11 protein-coding genes and 2 pseudogenes are annotated in these 15,173 nt (G+C 71.9%); 7 read left to right on the top strand and 6 right to left on the bottom strand.

Features of this window, described 5'->3' with window-relative positions; genetic code table 11:
• Positions 1–31: 31 nt before the first annotated feature.
• A pseudogene (locus ACFU8Q_RS28720) lies at positions 32–1,304 on the bottom strand (exo-beta-N-acetylmuramidase NamZ domain-containing protein).
• A gap of 183 nt (positions 1,305–1,487) precedes the next feature.
• Between ACFU8Q_RS28720 and ACFU8Q_RS28715 the strand changes: the two are divergent.
• The 3 genes from ACFU8Q_RS28715 to ACFU8Q_RS28705 all read left to right on the top strand — a co-directional run bounded on the left by ACFU8Q_RS28715 (position 1,488) and on the right by ACFU8Q_RS28705 (position 4,574).
• Positions 1,488–2,252: an SDR family oxidoreductase gene (locus tag ACFU8Q_RS28715; RefSeq protein ID WP_384458930.1), complete on the top strand. Its 765-nt coding sequence runs from the start codon at positions 1,488–1,490 to the stop codon at positions 2,250–2,252.
• On the top strand, positions 2,249–3,907 hold the full coding sequence (locus ACFU8Q_RS28710; protein ID WP_384458927.1) for a class I adenylate-forming enzyme family protein: 1,659 nt from the start codon (positions 2,249–2,251) through the stop codon (positions 3,905–3,907). The genes ACFU8Q_RS28715 and ACFU8Q_RS28710 overlap by 4 nt, the downstream gene beginning before the upstream one ends.
• Before the next feature lie 73 nt (positions 3,908–3,980).
• Entirely contained in the window at positions 3,981–4,574 is a 594-nt protein-coding gene (locus tag ACFU8Q_RS28705; protein ID WP_384458924.1) for a TetR/AcrR family transcriptional regulator, read from the top strand.
• Between the two features lie 221 nt (positions 4,575–4,795).
• Here ACFU8Q_RS28705 and ACFU8Q_RS28700 read toward each other — a convergent pair whose 3' ends face one another.
• Positions 4,796–5,692, bottom strand: coding sequence for a LysR family transcriptional regulator (locus ACFU8Q_RS28700; RefSeq protein ID WP_384458922.1), 897 nt, complete (start codon positions 5,690–5,692; stop codon positions 4,796–4,798).
• 74 nt (positions 5,693–5,766) lie between these two features.
• Between ACFU8Q_RS28700 and ACFU8Q_RS28695 the strand changes: the two genes are divergently transcribed.
• Both ACFU8Q_RS28695 and ACFU8Q_RS28690 read left to right on the top strand, forming a co-directional pair.
• On the top strand, positions 5,767–5,931 hold the full coding sequence (locus tag ACFU8Q_RS28695; RefSeq protein ID WP_384458919.1) for a hypothetical protein: 165 nt from the start codon (positions 5,767–5,769) through the stop codon (positions 5,929–5,931).
• A gap of 51 nt (positions 5,932–5,982) precedes the next feature.
• Positions 5,983–10,593, top strand: coding sequence for a HEAT repeat domain-containing protein (locus ACFU8Q_RS28690; RefSeq protein ID WP_384458916.1), 4,611 nt, complete (start codon positions 5,983–5,985; stop codon positions 10,591–10,593).
• Positions 10,594–10,634: 41 nt separating this feature from the next.
• On the opposite strand, the gene ACFU8Q_RS28685 is transcribed toward ACFU8Q_RS28690, so the two are convergent.
• Together ACFU8Q_RS28685 and ACFU8Q_RS28680 are read right to left on the bottom strand one after the other, a co-directional pair.
• Complete coding sequence (locus ACFU8Q_RS28685) at positions 10,635–11,855, bottom strand: acyl-CoA dehydrogenase family protein (RefSeq protein ID WP_384458913.1); 1,221 nt, start codon at positions 11,853–11,855, stop codon at positions 10,635–10,637.
• A gap of 8 nt (positions 11,856–11,863) precedes the next feature.
• Positions 11,864–12,886 carry a phosphotransferase family protein gene (locus ACFU8Q_RS28680; protein WP_384458910.1) on the bottom strand — a complete coding sequence of 341 codons (1,023 nt, stop codon included), beginning with the start codon at positions 12,884–12,886 and terminating at the stop codon, positions 11,864–11,866.
• Positions 12,887–13,039: 153 nt separating this feature from the next.
• Between ACFU8Q_RS28680 and ACFU8Q_RS28675 the strand changes: the two are divergent.
• Together ACFU8Q_RS28675 and ACFU8Q_RS28670 are read left to right on the top strand one after the other, a co-directional pair.
• A pseudogene (locus tag ACFU8Q_RS28675) lies at positions 13,040–13,268 on the top strand (glucarate dehydratase); the annotation flags it as partial.
• A 135-nt stretch (positions 13,269–13,403) separates the two neighbouring features.
• Positions 13,404–14,348, top strand: coding sequence for an NADP-dependent oxidoreductase (locus tag ACFU8Q_RS28670; protein ID WP_384458907.1), 945 nt, complete (start codon positions 13,404–13,406; stop codon positions 14,346–14,348).
• An 18-nt stretch (positions 14,349–14,366) separates the two neighbouring features.
• Here ACFU8Q_RS28670 and ACFU8Q_RS28665 read toward each other — a convergent pair whose 3' ends face one another.
• Complete coding sequence (locus ACFU8Q_RS28665; protein ID WP_384458904.1) at positions 14,367–14,678, bottom strand: DUF202 domain-containing protein; 312 nt, start codon at positions 14,676–14,678, stop codon at positions 14,367–14,369.
• Positions 14,675–15,070, bottom strand: a complete 396-nt coding sequence (locus ACFU8Q_RS28660) for a YidH family protein (RefSeq protein ID WP_384458901.1) — start codon at positions 15,068–15,070, stop codon at positions 14,675–14,677. Before ACFU8Q_RS28660 ends, ACFU8Q_RS28665 begins: the two co-directional genes overlap by 4 nt.
• Between the last annotated feature and the right edge of the window lie 103 nt (positions 15,071–15,173).

The raw sequence follows: 15,173 nt of genomic DNA, 5'->3' as shown, positions 1-15,173 counted from the left end.
GGCCCGGACCCCCGGGCCCGCCCGACCTGCCTCACCGGTACTGGAGGTACTTCTTCCGGACGGACCGGAACGCGGCGAGGTCGTTCGCCCACGCCCCCACCACCTCGTCCGTGTCCGCCCCCGCGTCGATCATCGTGCGGACCCGCGTGTTGCCGGTGAGCTTGTCGATCCAGTTGTCCGAGCGCCAGGCGAACCCGCTCCACGTCCGCTTCGCCGTGACCAGCAGCGCGATCCCCGTGCGCACCGGATCAAAGGCCTCGCGGTCGTGCACATGCAGCTGCACCCCGCCGACCGTCTTCCCCTGGAACTTGGAGAACGTCGGCGCGAAGTACGCCTCGCGGAACGCGACTCCCGGCAGATCGAGCGCGTTCGCGGCCGCCGCCCACCGGTGGTCGATGCCTTCGGCGCCGAGCAGTTCGAACGGCCGGGTGGTGCCGCGTCCCTCGGACAGGTTCGTGCCCTCGAACAGGCAGGTCCCCGAGTAGACCAGCGCCGTGTCCGGCGTCGGCATGTTGGGGCTCGGCGGCACCCACGGCAGCCCGGTCGTGTCGAAGAAGTCCGCGCGCTTCCACCCCGACATCTTCACGATGCGCAGGTCCACCGGCCGGGCCAGGTACTCCTTGTTGAACAGCAGCGCCAGCTCGGTGACCGTCATGCCGTGCGCCTGGGCGATCTCCCGGCGGCCCACGAACGTGGCGAACGCCGGGTCCAGCACCGGCCCGAGCGCCGCCCGCCCGGTCACCGGGTTCGGCCGGTCCAGGACCACGAACCGCTTGCCCGCGAGGGCCGCCGCCTCCATGCAGTCGTACAGCGTCCAGATGTACGTGTAGAAGCGGGCGCCCGCGTCCTGGATGTCGAAGACGACCGTGTCCACACCGGACGCGGTGAAGACATCGGCGAGCGGCTGCCCGCTCTTCAAGTACGTGTCGTAGACGGGGAGTCCGGTCGCCGGATCGTCGTACCGCCCCTCCGAACCCCCCGCCTGCGCGGTGCCGCGGAATCCGTGCTCGGGCCCGAAGACGGCGATCAGGTCGACCCGCTCGTCCGGATGCATCACATCGACGATGTGACGCACGTCGGACGTGATACCGGTCGGGTTGGTGACGACCCCGACCTTCTGGCCCTTCAGCAGCGCGTAGCCGTCCGCCGCCAGCAGGTCGAAGCCGGTACGGACCCGGCCGTGCCCGTTGCCCCGCCCGTTGCCGGTACCGGGGGCGGCGGTCGCCGCCCCGGTACCGGGCCGTCGCCGCGAGGGCTCCCACCGCACCACCGGCGGCCAGCAAACCACGTCTGGACAGGCTCATTCAGCTACCTCCATGATCGCGACCTCTGTCATGGTCACGCACGCTAGCGCGCGTTCAGGCCGTACGGAATGCGCCGGACGCGACGGGTGTGACAGGAGGGGCGCCCGAGCCGGTTCGGCCTCTTCCGCTACGACATACCGACTGGTTAGTCTGCTGAGGCAGTCGGCAGAGAGGCGGGACCCGATGAGTACGGTGCAGGGCGCGGGCGTAGTGGTCACAGGGGCCGGAGGCGGCATCGGAGCCGCTCTGGCCCGCCGATTCGCCGCGGAGGGCGCGCGGGTCGTGGTCAATGACCTCGACGAGGCCAGGATCGGGCCGCTGGCCGAGGAGATCGGCGCCGTCGCCGTCGCCGGTGACGCCTCACGGATCGTGGACGCCGCGCGCGACGCGCTGGAGGGCACCGTCGACATCTACTGCGCCAACGCGGGCCTCGCCTCGCCCGGCGACGTCTTCGCCGACGAGGAGGTCTGGGCCGCCGCCTGGGACGTCAATGTGATGGCCCACGTCCGCGCGGCCAGGGCGCTGCTGCCCCACTGGCTGGAGCGCGGCAGTGGCCGGTTCGTCTCGACCGCCTCGGCCGCCGGACTGCTGACGATGATCGGCGCCGCCCCGTACAGCGTCACCAAGCACGGTGTCGTCGCCTTCGCCGAATGGCTCTCCCTCACCTACCGCCACCGCGGCGTCAAGGTCCACGCGATCTGCCCGCAGGGCGTGCGTACGGACATGCTCACGGCCGCCGGATCGGCCGGTGAGCTCGTCCTCGCCCCCAGCGCCATCGAGCCCGAGGCGGTCGCCGACGCGCTTTTCGACGCCATGGCCGAGAACCGCTTCCTCGTCCTGCCGCACCCCGAGGTCGCCGGCTACTACCGGGCACGCACCAAGGACACCGACCACTGGCTCGGCAATATGAACCACCTCCAGCAGAAGTGGGAGGAGACCGGCGCATGAACGGGTCCATCTACGCCGCCAAGCCCTGGGTCTCCCTGCTCAGCGAGGCCCAGCGGGCCCCCGTCAGCCCGGCCGAGACCCTGGTCCATGCCTTCCGCGACTCCGTCGCCCGCAGCCCCGGGCACTCCGCGCTCGCCTACTTCGACGGCCGCCTGAGCTACCGCGAGACCGACGCGCTCTCCGACTCGGTGGCCGGCCACCTCGCCGCCCGGGGCCTGGAGCGCGGCGACCGCGTCGCGATCATGCTCCAGAACACCCCGCAGTTCGTGCTCGCCCTGCTCGGCGCGTGGAAGGCCGGCGCCACCGTCGTCCCGCTCAACCCGATGTACAAGTCCGGCGAGGTCGGCCACGTACTGAAGGACGCCGAAGTCACCGCACTGATCTGCGCGGACCGGGCCTGGGAGGCCTACCTGCGGGACACCGCCGCCGACGCCCCGACCGTACGGATCGCCCTCACCACCAGCGAACTCGACCTCCAGACGCAGAACGACGCACGCGTACTCGGCTTCGAGCGGCTGCCCGTGCCCGCGGACGCCGACGACCTGGTCACCGTCGCCCGGCAGGGCCTGAAGGCTCCCGAGGAGCGCGAACCCACCTCCGCCGACGTGGCCTTGATCAGCTACACGTCCGGGACCAGCGGCACCCCCAAGGGCGCCATGAACTCCCACGGCAACATCATGGTCAACGCCGAGCGCCAGCGGGCCGGCCACTCGATCGCCGAGGGCTCCTCCTACTTCGCGCTCGCGCCGCTCTTCCACATCACGGGCATGGTGTGCCAGCTGGCCGCCTGCCTCACCAACGCGGGCACCCTCGTGCTCGCGTACCGCTTCCACCCGGGCGTCGTCCTCGAAGCCTTCGCCGAACACCGCCCCGCCTACACCGTCGGCCCGTCCACCGCCTTCATGGCCCTGGCCGCCCACCCCGGCGTCACCCCCGAGCACTTCTCCTCCTTCCAGGTGATCTCCTCCGGCGGCGCACCGCTGCCGCCCGCACTCGTCGAGAAGTTCCGGGCGGCCTTCGGCCCGTACATCCGCAACGGCTACGGCCTCACCGAGTGCACGGCCCCCTGCGCCTCCGTGCCGCCGGAGCGCGAAGCCCCCGTCGACCCGGTCTCCGGAACCCTCTCCGTCGGCGTCCCCGGCCCCGACACGGTGGTCAGGATCCTGGACGAGAACGGTGACGAGGTGCCCTTCGGTGAACAGGGCGAGATCGCGGTCCGCGGACCGCAGGTCGTCTCCGGCTACTGGCGGCTGCCCGAGGCCACCGCCACCGCCTTCCCAGACGGCGAGCTGCGCACCGGCGACATCGGGTTCATGGACCGCGAAGGCTGGCTGTACGTCGTCGACCGCAAGAAGGACATGATCAACGCCTCCGGCTTCAAGGTCTGGCCGCGTGAGGTGGAGGACGTCCTCTACACCCACCCGGCGGTCCGGGAGGCGGCCGTCGTCGGTGTCCCCGACGCCTACCGGGGCGAAACCGTACGTGCCTATGTCAGCCTGCGGCCGGGCGCCACCGTCGAACCCGGGGAACTGGGTGCGTACTGCAAGGAACGGCTTGCCGCGTACAAGTATCCGCGCGAGGTCGAGATCCTGACCGAGCTCCCGAAGACGGCGAGTGGGAAGATCCTCAGGCGGGAACTGCGTTCCCCCCGGTAGACCGCTTCACGCACAGCGGAGCGTTTCACGCACGGCACGGATTCACGCACGGTAGGGAAGGAAGGTGGCGGCAATGGCCAAGGCGACGGACGGGGACACGCCCCCCGTCCCTCAGCGGCTGCTGGCCGCCGCCACCCGGCTCTTCGCCGAGCAGGGCTACGACCGCACCTCGGTCCAGGAGATCGTCGAGGCGGCGGGCGTCACCAAGGGTGCCCTCTACCACTACTTCGGCTCCAAGGAGGACCTCCTCCAAGAGGTCTACGCCCGGGTGCTCCGGCTCCAGCAGGAGCGGCTCGACGCCTTCGCCGACGCCGACGCCCCGGTCGAACAGCGGCTGCGCGACGCCGCCGCGGACGTGGTCGTCACGACCATCGAGAACCTCGACGACGCCTCGATCTTCTTCCGGTCCATGCACCACCTGAGCCCGGAGAAGAACAAGCAGGTGCGGGTGGAGCGGCGCCGCTACCACGAGCGCTTCCGGGCCCTGGTCGAGGAGGGCCAGCGGAGCGGGGTGTTCTCCACGGCCACGCCGGCGGACCTGATCGTCGACTACCACTTCGGCTCCGTCCACCACCTCTCCACCTGGTACCGGCCGGACGGCCCGCTCAGCCAGCAGGAGGTCGCCGACCACCTCGCCGACCTGCTGCTGCGCGCTCTGCGCCCCTAGGGCCTCTCGTTCGGATCACGCCGGGCTCGCGTGCTCCCGGCACCGCGCCTCGCCGTGTTGTCGTCGGTCACCAGGGCTCCTTCCCCAGGCGCTCGGCTCCGCGCGGGCAGGGGAGACCCCCTCCGCATCCCTCCTCCGCCTTGCGACGCACGGCGCCACGGTGACATCAGCCGCTCCGCGGCGGGGCGCTCCCTGATCCGGCCCGATCCGAACGAAAGACCCTAATCCGCGCCCAGCGCTCCGGCGGCGCCGCCGGTCAGCCGGCCGAGGAGCGCCTCCGCCGCCGGGTTGCGGGGGCGGGGCGCCCGCCCCGCGAGGACCACCGTCCGGCCGGGCTCCGGCTGCCGGATGCCGACACACGGCAGCCCCGCGTCCGCACCGATCCGCCGCGGCACGATCGCCACGCCGATCCCGGCCCGCACGAGATCGACGAGCAGTCGGATCTGGGTGACGTCACAGGTGATCCGGCGCTGCAGCCCACAGTGCGCGGTCAGCCGCCGCACCGCGGTCTCCAGGCCGGTGCCCGCGCGGAAGTCCACGAACGGCTCGTCGGCGAGATCCTTGAGCGGGGTGTTTCCGGCCGTCGCCAGCCGATGGCCCGGCGCGGTGATCAGCACCAGGTCCTCGTGCCAGGTCGCGAACCCGACGATGCCGTCCGGGAGCTCGGCGGCGTCCGGCGCGAGAAAGGCGAGATCCAGCTCACCGGCCCGTACCCCCGCGACCAGTTCCGGCGTCGTCGCTTCGCGCAGCGAGATCTGCACCCCCGGCCACAGCCGATGGTACGAGGCCAGCTCGGCCGCCAGGTCCACGCAGGTCAGCGTCTGGATGGTGCCGATACGGACCCGGCCGGTCACCAGCCCCGACACGGCGCCCACCGCGTCCCGCGCCGCCTCGGCCCCGGCGAGCACCGACCGGGCCGACGGCAGCAGCGCCCGCCCCGCCTCGGTGAGGATCACCCGCCGGCCCGTCCGGTCGAACAGCTCGGCCCCCAGCTCCCGTTCGAGGTTGCGTACGGAGGTGCTCAGCGCGGACTGCACGATCAGCTCGGCACGGGCGGCGGCGGTGAACGTGCCGTGCGTGACCACCGCCATGAAGTGGCGGAGTTGGCGTATCTCCATCCATCAACGATATAGATCACAGCCAGCAAAACCATCTGTTGGACCGACCGCCGGTACGGGGCGAAGCTGGATGTATGACTCACATCCAGCCATCCGCGCGCGTCCCCGTACTCTGGGCCGCGGCCTACGGACCGCGCCACACCGCGGCCGTCCGCTTCGCCGCCCGGTGCCTGCTGCGCGTGAGGACCTTCGCCCGCGAACTGGCGCTGGCGGACCATGTGCCGTTCGGCGGCTACTGACGGGGTCGAAACCCGTTGGTGGAGCCGGGAGCGCCCGGTTAGCATCCGACGGTGAAGACGCCGGCCGACGAACCGTTCCACGACGCCGTACGCCGGGCCGACGCAGGACGGCTGTCCCGGCTCCTGGACGCGCGCGACTGTCCACCGGCCGTGCTCCGACGTCTGATCCGGCACGAGGACCCCACCCTGCGTCATCTCGGGCTGGTCCTGCTCACCGAGCGAGTGACAGCCGGCCGCCTGTCCGACAACGGGGAGAGGGCCGAACTCGCCGGGCTGCTGCCCGTATCGCTGACGGGACCACCGGAGGCGGATCTCCTCCTGGCGGGGCTCTACGAGCGACTCGCCCCCCATCTCCGGGGCCGCCCCCGCCCGCCATGGCGCACGGCCGGGCCGCCCGTACGGGTGGCGATCGCGTGGCTGCGCGCCGAACTCCTCGACGAGCCCGTAGTGATCCGTGACGAAGCACCGGGTGAACTCCTCTACCAGGCCGTACGGCAGACAGACATCACCGGCGCGCACAGCCCGTCGCGACTCGTGAGCGAGCTGGCGGACAGCGGCGACCCGGTGCTGCAGGCCGAGGCGCTGCGGCTCGCCCGGCAGGGGCTGCACGCCGGACTGCTGGCTCCCGCGCTGGTCCGCGAAATCCTGATCGGCCTGCTCGGCGCCGACGACGACCGGGTCGTCGTCGGCGCACTGGGCGAACTCGCCGAGCCCTGGGCGGCGATGGAGCCGCTGCGGCCGGGGTGCATCTCGACGTTCCTCACCGCCGGTCCGGCGGGGGAGAGGCCTGCGGTGGCCGACGCCGCCCTTGCGGCCGCCGCCCGCCACGGCCACAAGGCCCTGCTGCGGGAGATCATCGACGATCCGGATCTTCCGCCGGGCCTTCGCCGGCGGGGAATGGAACTGCTCGGCGATCTGGCGGACCGCGCCGACATCGGTGAGCTCACGGCCGTCGCCGCACGCGATCCGCTGTTGTTCGGCGGGCCGACGGTGACCTGCCTGCGTGGTCTCCACCGGCGCGGGCACTTCGTGGACGGTCGGGACGTTCCGGCCGTCATCGGCCTGGTTCTGGCCGATCACTCGATCCCGCCCCGCGAGGTCGCGACGATCCTGTTCACCTGCCGGAAGGAGGTGTTCGGGCTGCTGACCGATGCGGCTGCCGACGATCCGAGCCGGCCGCGACGGCTCGCCCTGCTGGTGGCCCTGGCCGAGCAGGGAGCCGCCGAGCTTCCCGTCGGGGACGCCATCACGCGCGCACTTCCCTCGGCTCCCGACCCCGGTCCGTTCCTCGACGCGATCCGCGAGCTGCGCCACACGGATGCCGAGGATGCCGTGATCGCTCTGCTGCCCTCGGCGCCTGCCGCGGCCCTCGACGCTCTGGAGGCCATCGGCGGGCAGCGGACGGTAGCGGCCCTGCGAGAAGGGCTGGGCCTGGCCGGGGACTTGATCGCGCCTCATCTGTACGCCGTACGGGACCGCGCCCTCGAACTGCTGTGGCAGCTGACCCGCGATCCGGAGCAGAGGCGTGACCTCCTCGTACGCCTCGATCCCGTCGATCTGCCGGCCCGCATCGCGGCCGACCTCGGTGGCCCGGACGAACGCGAACTGGCCCTGCTGAGCTCCCATCCGGCCCCCGACGACCCGGCTGCGGCGCTGTGCCGGATCGCGGCCCACGGCAACGCCGGCTCACTGCCGGTCATTTCCGACCTGCTGCTGCGTGTCGTGGCCGAGCAGGCGGCGGTGCGGGAGCGGGAACACGGGCAGCCGGGCGGTGAGCCCGTGGTGCCGCAGGAGGTCCTGGACGCCGTGCACGCCCTGGGTCGTCGGCTCCACGAGCGAGGCGCGATCCGGCCCGTCTGCCTGCTGGGGACGGCAGACGCGCGAGAGGCCGGCCACGCACTCGTCGCGACCACGGCACTGGATCTGCTGGACCGGCCAGGGCTGTCCGACCGCGAGCAGGCGATTCTGCTCGAACTGCTGCTCCGGGCCCCCTGGGCGGGCACCCGCGCCCGGGTGCACCGGCTGCTGCGCCACCGCGACCGGCACGTACGCAAACACGTCATCGCCCTGCTCGCCCGCGACGCCACCGGCGAGGACGCACAGGCGCTGTCGGCGACCCTGATCGCGCTGACCACCGCTCAGGACATCCAGACCGTCCGGCAGGCCCTGCTCGCCCTCGGTCACGCACGTGCCCACTGGGCGTGCGCCGCGATCGCCGCATGTCTTGACCGTTCGAACATGAACATCAAGAAGACCGCCGCCGAGGCACTGGTACGCGCGGGCACACCCGCGGCGCTGCCCAAGCTGCTCTTCTGGCTCGGGCACCACGACAATCCCGGGCTGCGCGGCACGCTCGTCGCGGCCCTGCGCGCCGTCCTCGGCGACGCCTACGCGGCGACACTGCTCGCCGCCGCCGAGCACAGCCGGGAAGTCCGTACCCGCGAACTGCTGCTGGAGGGCCTCGACGGCGCCCTCGGCGCCCGCTCGGTTCTCGCGCTGGACAACCAGGCGTCACCGGTGGCGGCCACCCTGCTCTCCCTGGTGGCGGACGGCCGGCTCGGACTGGCCTCGGGGGACGTGAAGGATCTGGCGATACCGCTGGCCAGGTACGGCATCACCACATCGGCCGTCGCACGGCGGTCAACGGTGGACGGTGCGGTGGACCGCGACATCAGGTCGCTGGTGGACGGGGGCTGGGATCCCTCGGTCGCGCTGCGCGTCGCCGAGCGGGACGTGCCGCTCCACCCCGACCGGCTGAACGAGCTGCGACCGATGCTCGCCGACTGGCTCCGGCTGGCCGGCTCCCGACCCGCGGTCCGGGACGGGGTGGTGCGCTTCGCGCTGCGTATCTGCCCCGGCCCCTGGGAGGCCGGGGAGCTGACGGTGTTCGCCCGGTCCGTACGGGTCCTGCTCGACGCGCTCGTCGACGCCCGGGACGAGGACCGGCACGGCCTGGTCGCGGTACTTGAAGCGGTCGCGCCGACACTGACGGCGGCCGACAGGCCGGCCGCCGTCGCTGCGGTACGGGCCCTGCGTCCCGCACCCACGACGCCGAGCAGGTCCACGCTGACGCTGCTGCGCCGTCTCGGCGCGGTGCTGGTCCGCGCCGACCTCGATCAGGCACTCGCGGTCGCCCGGTTCGGCTCCGACCCCTGGCAGGCCCAGGCCGCCGTGCTGAGGGAGGCGTTCGCAGTCCCTGAGCCCACCGCGGCACCCCTGCCCGCCGAGACCCGGGCGTGGCGGGCGGCGCTGGACGACGCGGTGCGCGTACCGGGCACTCTGGCGGAGTTCCGCCGACAGGACGACGGCAGGGTCGGCTCACGGGACCGACTGACCGCACTGATCGAGGTCCACCAAGGCGCGGACCCCGAGGTCCGGGCCGCCCTGCTCGACTGGATGACGGATCTTCAGCCCCTCGACGTACCGCCCTGGACCATCACCGAGACCGTCCGGGCGCCGACGCCGTCGCCACGACGCGTGCACATCGACGACCTCGACCAGCCTCGCTCGGCGGCCCTGCGGGAGCGCCTGCTGGACATGCTGGGGTCGACCGCCGCGGACCACAAGGAGACCGCCGCCCTGGCGCTGGCGAAGTGGCCTGAGGACGAGGCCCGGCTGCCGGTGCTTCGCGCATACCTCCGCGGGCACATCGACATACCCATCGGCGGGGACCTGGCCCGTGCACTGCGTACCCTCGGCGAGGCGGAACTCCGGGGCGACGACATCCTGCACGACCGGGTGGCCCGCGCGGCCTCGAAGCTCGACCCGTGGGCACTGGAACCACTGGTCCCGCTGCTACTTGAGTGGTGGGAGCACGCCCCGCCCGCCGTTGGACCGGCGGTCGGCGAGGCCCTGCGTACCTACCCCGCCGACGTGCTCGCCAGGACCCTCGGCGACCGCCTCGAAGCCGGGGCCTGGGGTTTCCTCGACCTGCTCCTCGACCGCAGACTGCTGCGCACCCCCGCGTTGACGCGTACGTGTCGGCGACTGCGCGCCGAAGGACGCGACGACCTCGCGGACCGGCTCCTTCTCGTCGAAGGTCCGCTGCGCGGCCCGGATGCCCTGCAGCAGGACGCGGCAGCGCTGGCAGCGCTCCGTGACCGCGCCCCGGCCGTGCCCGCCGGACCCTCGCAACGCCCGTTCCGGCGGGAACTGCTGGACCTGGCCCGGAACGGCACCCCGGAACAGTTGAGCCGGGCCCTCGCGGAGCTGGCCGAGACGTACTCCGGCCCGGACCCGGACAAGGACTCCCGACTCCCCGACCTGATCGGTGAGTTGCTGCACCATCCCCGGGCCAAGGTCCGCCTGCGCGCCCACCGGACCTCACGGACGATGCTGGACCGGCGCACCTATCTGGGCCACACGATGATCCTGCTGGACGATCCCTTGCCGGACGTGACGCGTACGGCGATCCGCACGCTCTGCCACGCCGGCTGGGAGCCCGCGATCCCCGCCGTGACGGGACTGCTCGCGCACCCGAACCCCGTCGTGCGCAGGACGGCGGCCGAGGGGCTCGTCGGGATGGGCGAGGCAGCGATCCCGGCCCTCCGGCAGGCCACCGCCCATGCCCGCCCCGACAGACGCTCGCTCTACACGGACGTTCTCGACCGAATCAGAAAGCCGAGCCCGCCCGGCACCACCCCGAGCCCGTCCGGCGATTGAGGACAACGCGGCAGCCGGGCGGGCCCCGCACCCACCCCCGCCTACACGTACCGCTTGATCTCCCGCCGTGCCAACGACCGCTGATGCACTTCGTCCGGCCCGTCCGCCAGCCGCAACGTCCGTGCCGCCGCCCACAGTTCGGCCAGTGGGAAGTCCTGGCTGACGCCACCCGCGCCGTGCAACTGCACCGCCCGGTCCAGGATGTCGACCACGGCGCGCGGGGTGGCGATCTTGATGGCCTGGATCTCCGTGTGCGCGCCCCGGTTGCCCACCGTGTCCATCAGCCACGCCGTCTTCAGCACCAGCAGCCGCAGCTGCTCCACCGTGACCCGCGCGTCCGCGATCCAGTTCTGTACGACGCCCTGCTGGGCGAGCGGCTTGCCGAAGGCCGTACGGGACACCGCCCGCCTGCACATCAGCTCGATCGCCCGCTCGGCCATGCCGATCAGCCGCATGCAGTGGTGGATCCGGCCGGGTCCGAGACGGGCCTGGGCGATCGCGAAGCCGCCGCCCTCCTCTCCGATCAGGTTCGCGGCCGGCACCCGTACATCCGTGAAGACGACCTCGGCGTGACCGCCGTGGTAGTGGTCCTCGTAGCCGTACACCTGCATGGCGCGCCGCACTTCGAGACCGAGGGTGTCGCGCGGAACCAGGATCATCGACTGCCGGCGGCGGATGTCGGCGCCGTCAGGGCCATCGGCTGTCCTGCCCATCACGATGAAGATCCGGCAGTCCGGGTTCATCGCCCCGGAGATATACCACTTGCGGCCGTTGATGACGTAGTTGTCACCGTCGCGCACGATGCGGGTCTCGATGTTCGTCGCGTCCGACGAGGCCACTTCCGGCTCCGTCATCGCGAACGCCGAGCGGATTTCCCCGGCGAGCAGAGGCTCCAGCCACTGCTTCTTCTGCTCGTCCGTGGCGAACTGGAGGAGCAGCTCCATGTTTCCGGTGTCCGGGGCCGCGCAGTTGAGTGCTGTCGGTGCCAACTGCGGGGAACGGCCCGTGATTTCGGCGAGCGGAGCGTACTGGAGGTTGGTCAGTCCGGCACCGTACCCGGCGTCGGGGAGGAAGAGGTTCCACAGCCCCTGCCGTCGCGCCTCGGCCTTGAGGTCCTCGACGATCTGCGGCGTGTCCCACGGGGAAGCGAGCAGCGCGCGCTGTTCGTCCGCGATCTTCTCGGCCGGGTAGACATGCTCGTCCATGAAAGTGAGCAGCTTGGTGCGCAGCTCCTCGGTACGGGCGTCGAATGCGAAGTCCATGGGGGTGATCAGCCTTCCTGGAGGGTGGTGAGGCCGTGCTCGATGAAGACGGGGACGAGGTCGCCGATGCGGTCGAAGCCGGCGCCGACGGTCCGGCCCAGCGTGTAGCGGTAGTGGATGCCCTCCAGGATCACGGCGAGCTTGAACCAGGCGAACGCCGTGTACCAGGAGATGGCGGAGGTGTCGCGGCCGGAGCGTGCGGCATAGCGCTCGATCAGTTCGGCGGGAGTGGGGTGGCCGGCCGCGCCGCTGGTGGTGGAGACCGGGGAGTTCGCGAGGCCGAGGTCCGAGCTGTACATCACGAGCAGGCCGAGGTCGGTCAGCGGGTCGCCGAGCGTCGACATCTCCCAGTCGAGGACGGCCCTGATCCGGTCGTCGGAGCCGATCAGGACGTTGTCCAGGCGATAGTCGCCGTGTACGACGGTGGGCGCCGGGGAGGCGGGCAGCTCCCGGCCGAGCCCGGCGTGCAGTTCGTCGATGCCCGGCAGCTCTCGGTTGCGGGAGGCGTCCAACTGCTTGCCCCAGCGGCGCAGCTGCCGGTCGAGGAAGCCCTCGGGGCGCCCGAAGTCGCCCAGGCCGACGGACTCCGGGTCCACGGCGTGCAGTTCGACGAGCGTGTCGACGAGACCGAGGACGGCCGCCCGGGTGCGCTCGGCGCCCAGCGGGGCGAGCTGTTCGGCCGTGCGGTACGGGGTGCCCTCGACGTACTCCATGACGTAGAAGGGCGACCCGATCACCGAGTCGTCCTCGCAGAGGAGCATGGGTTCGGGTACCGGAACGGCCGTCGGGTGCAGGGCGCTGATCACCCGGTGCTCGCGCCTCATGTCGTGCGCGGTGGCCAGTACATGACCCAGCGGGGGCCTGCGGACGACCCAGCGCCCCGTGCCGTCCGTGACGATGTACGTCAGGTTCGACCGGCCGCCCTCGATGAGCCGGGCTTCGAGCGGTCCGTTCACCAGATCCGGCCGCTCGCGGTCGAGATGGCCGCGCAGCCGGTCGAGGTCGAGACCTGGCGGGTGGACTGGGCTCATCGTGCGCACCTCCGGAGTGAGAGACGGTCGGTGTTCATGATGCCGACCAGTCGGTATGTCGTCCAGTGGACTCCCGGAATCCGCCGTGTGAGCTCGGCGCCGACTTGGTCCGGGAGTCTGGTGCTCAGTCGCGTTCCTGAATATGGTTCACATATGAAACCAGGGTCGCTGAGCGCGGAAGTCCGGCCGACCTCGGTCCTGATAGCCCCGACCCACCCCTGCTCAACACCCAGGGCGTCCACCAGCCGTACACCCCGCGCTTCATGTGGAAGTCGTCACACGCGGCCGTGCGACCGGTATCGGGGAGACGTACGGGGACGGCAAGTACCTCGAACTCGCCCAGCCGCTCGACACTGCCCTCGTCGGACGCCCGGTCGGCGAGCGCGACGACGCGGTCGCGATGCGCAAGCACGAGCCGGGCCGGCGGACACCCACGATCCCGCACTGGTGACGGCCCCCCTTACCCGAGGCCACGGCCTGAGTTGCGCACGCCCCGGCCCGCATCGAGGGTCGGTACATGAAGGCGATCAGCTACAGCAGGTACGGCGGGGCGGACGTCCTGGAGTACGGGGAACGGCCCGACCCCAAGGTCGGCCCCGACACCGTCCTGGTGAAGGTGCGGGCCGCGGCGGTCAACCCGGTCGACTGGAAGGCCCGTGAGGGCTACCTCGACGCCGGTCTGGAGGCGGTGTTCCCGGTGATCCCCGGCTGGGACGTGTCCGGAGTCGTCGTGCAGCCCGGTGTCGCCGTCGACGAGTTCGCGGTCGGCGACGAGGTCATCGGCTATGTGCGGGAGGACTTCCTCTGCCGGGGCACGTTCGCCGAATACGTCGCCGCACCCGTGCGCACCCTCGCCCGCAAGCCGCTGAGCCTGAGCTTCGAGGAGGCCGCCGGCCTGCCACTGGCCGGCCTCACCGCGTACCAGGTGCTCCACCGCACCCTGCGGATCCAGGACGGTGAGACGGTCCTCGTCCACGCGGCGGCCGGCGGCGTGGGCTCGCTCGCCGTCCAGCTCGCCCGCCACGCGGGCGCCAGCGTCATCGGCACCGCGAGCGAACGCAACCACGACCACGTCCGGGAGCTCGGCGCACAACCGGTGGCCTACGGCGACGGCCTCGCCGACCGGCTCCGGGCGCTGGCCCCGGACGGCATCGACGCCGCGTTCGACACCGTCGGCGGGGAAGCGCTCCGCGTCTCCGCCGACGTGCTGAAGCCCGCGGGCCGGCTGGCCTCCATCGCGGACGGCGAGGTCTTCTCGTACGGCGGCCGCTACGCCTACGTACGCCCGGACGCCAAGGACCTCGCACACCTGGCGGAACTGGCCGAACAGGGCATCGTCACGGTCCATGTGGACCAGGTCTTCCCGCTGGAACGGGCGGCGGACGCCTACCGGCTGAACGAGCAGGGACGGACCCGCGGAAAGATCGTCGTCACCGTCCCCTGGGACACCCCGGAGGCCTGAGGGGCCCGGCGCCCGGCCTCAGAACAGCATGGCCGTGGCGAACACCGCGAGTGCGAGCGTGCACGCCGCCGCCGTCAGCGCGCCGCGCGCCGAGAGCGGCTCCGGACGCGCGGTCCCCATCCCGAGCACCCGCCGGTGCGCCACGAGCAGGAAACCCAGCCAGGCCAGCCCGCTCAGCGACACGGCGACGACCGCGGCCGGGCTCGCCCCGCCGTGCAGCGCCTGCTTGACCGCCAGGATCGCCACCACCGTGCAGGACAGCGTCGTACGCCGCCACGCCAGCCTGGTCCGCTCGGGCTGCAGCCCGGGGTCGCGCCCGTCCGCCGTCACCGGCCCTCCCAGCCGAAGAGGACCACCACCACCATCGCCACGGCGACGACCGCGACGGCGAGACCGAGCAGCGTCGGGAACCGGGAGACCGGCAGATCCTCCCCGCGCCGCATCGCCCGCTCGCACCGCACCCAGTGGTTGATCGCCCGCAGCGCGCACAGCACACCGGCCGCCAGCAATGCCAGCGCAAGCCCCGCCCGTATGCCCCACGACAGCTCCGGGAGGAACTGGTCGACCGCGAAACCACCGCCGATCAGCGCGAGAGCCGTCCGGATCCAGGCGAGGAAGGTGCGCTCATTGGCGAGCGAGAACCGGTAGTCGGGGGTGTCGCCCTCTTCCCGGATTCGCTGCGGCGCGAACCACAGCCGCAGGCTCTGTACGAATTCGATCACGCGTGAACCTTACGACCTCACCCGCGATGGAGAGCGGGCTCCCGGCGCCCTGCGACTCCGCCTCCGGCGTTGTCGTCGGTCAACGACGCTCCGCGTCGCTTCC

The organism is Streptomyces sp. NPDC057543 (genome assembly GCF_042801895.1).
GTDB lineage: Bacteria > Actinomycetota > Actinomycetes > Streptomycetales > Streptomycetaceae > Streptomyces.
The sequence above is the reverse complement of the archived record's forward strand: the minus strand, read 5'-3'. Positions and strand labels throughout refer to the sequence as shown.

Coding starts and splice junctions, on each gene's coding strand:
- ACFU8Q_RS28695 (WP_384458919.1), top strand. CDS start 5,767: ATGACTCACATCCAGCCATCCGCGCGCGTCCCCGTACTCTGGGCCGCG.
- ACFU8Q_RS28710 (WP_384458927.1), top strand. CDS start 2,249: ATGAACGGGTCCATCTACGCCGCCAAGCCCTGGGTCTCCCTGCTCAGC.
- ACFU8Q_RS28670 (WP_384458907.1), top strand. CDS start 13,404: ATGAAGGCGATCAGCTACAGCAGGTACGGCGGGGCGGACGTCCTGGAG.
- ACFU8Q_RS28715 (WP_384458930.1), top strand. CDS start 1,488: ATGAGTACGGTGCAGGGCGCGGGCGTAGTGGTCACAGGGGCCGGAGGC.
- ACFU8Q_RS28685 (WP_384458913.1), bottom strand. CDS start 11,855: ATGGACTTCGCATTCGACGCCCGTACCGAGGAGCTGCGCACCAAGCTG.
- ACFU8Q_RS28680 (WP_384458910.1), bottom strand. CDS start 12,886: ATGAGCCCAGTCCACCCGCCAGGTCTCGACCTCGACCGGCTGCGCGGC.
- ACFU8Q_RS28700 (WP_384458922.1), bottom strand. CDS start 5,692: ATGGAGATACGCCAACTCCGCCACTTCATGGCGGTGGTCACGCACGGC.
- ACFU8Q_RS28705 (WP_384458924.1), top strand. CDS start 3,981: ATGGCCAAGGCGACGGACGGGGACACGCCCCCCGTCCCTCAGCGGCTG.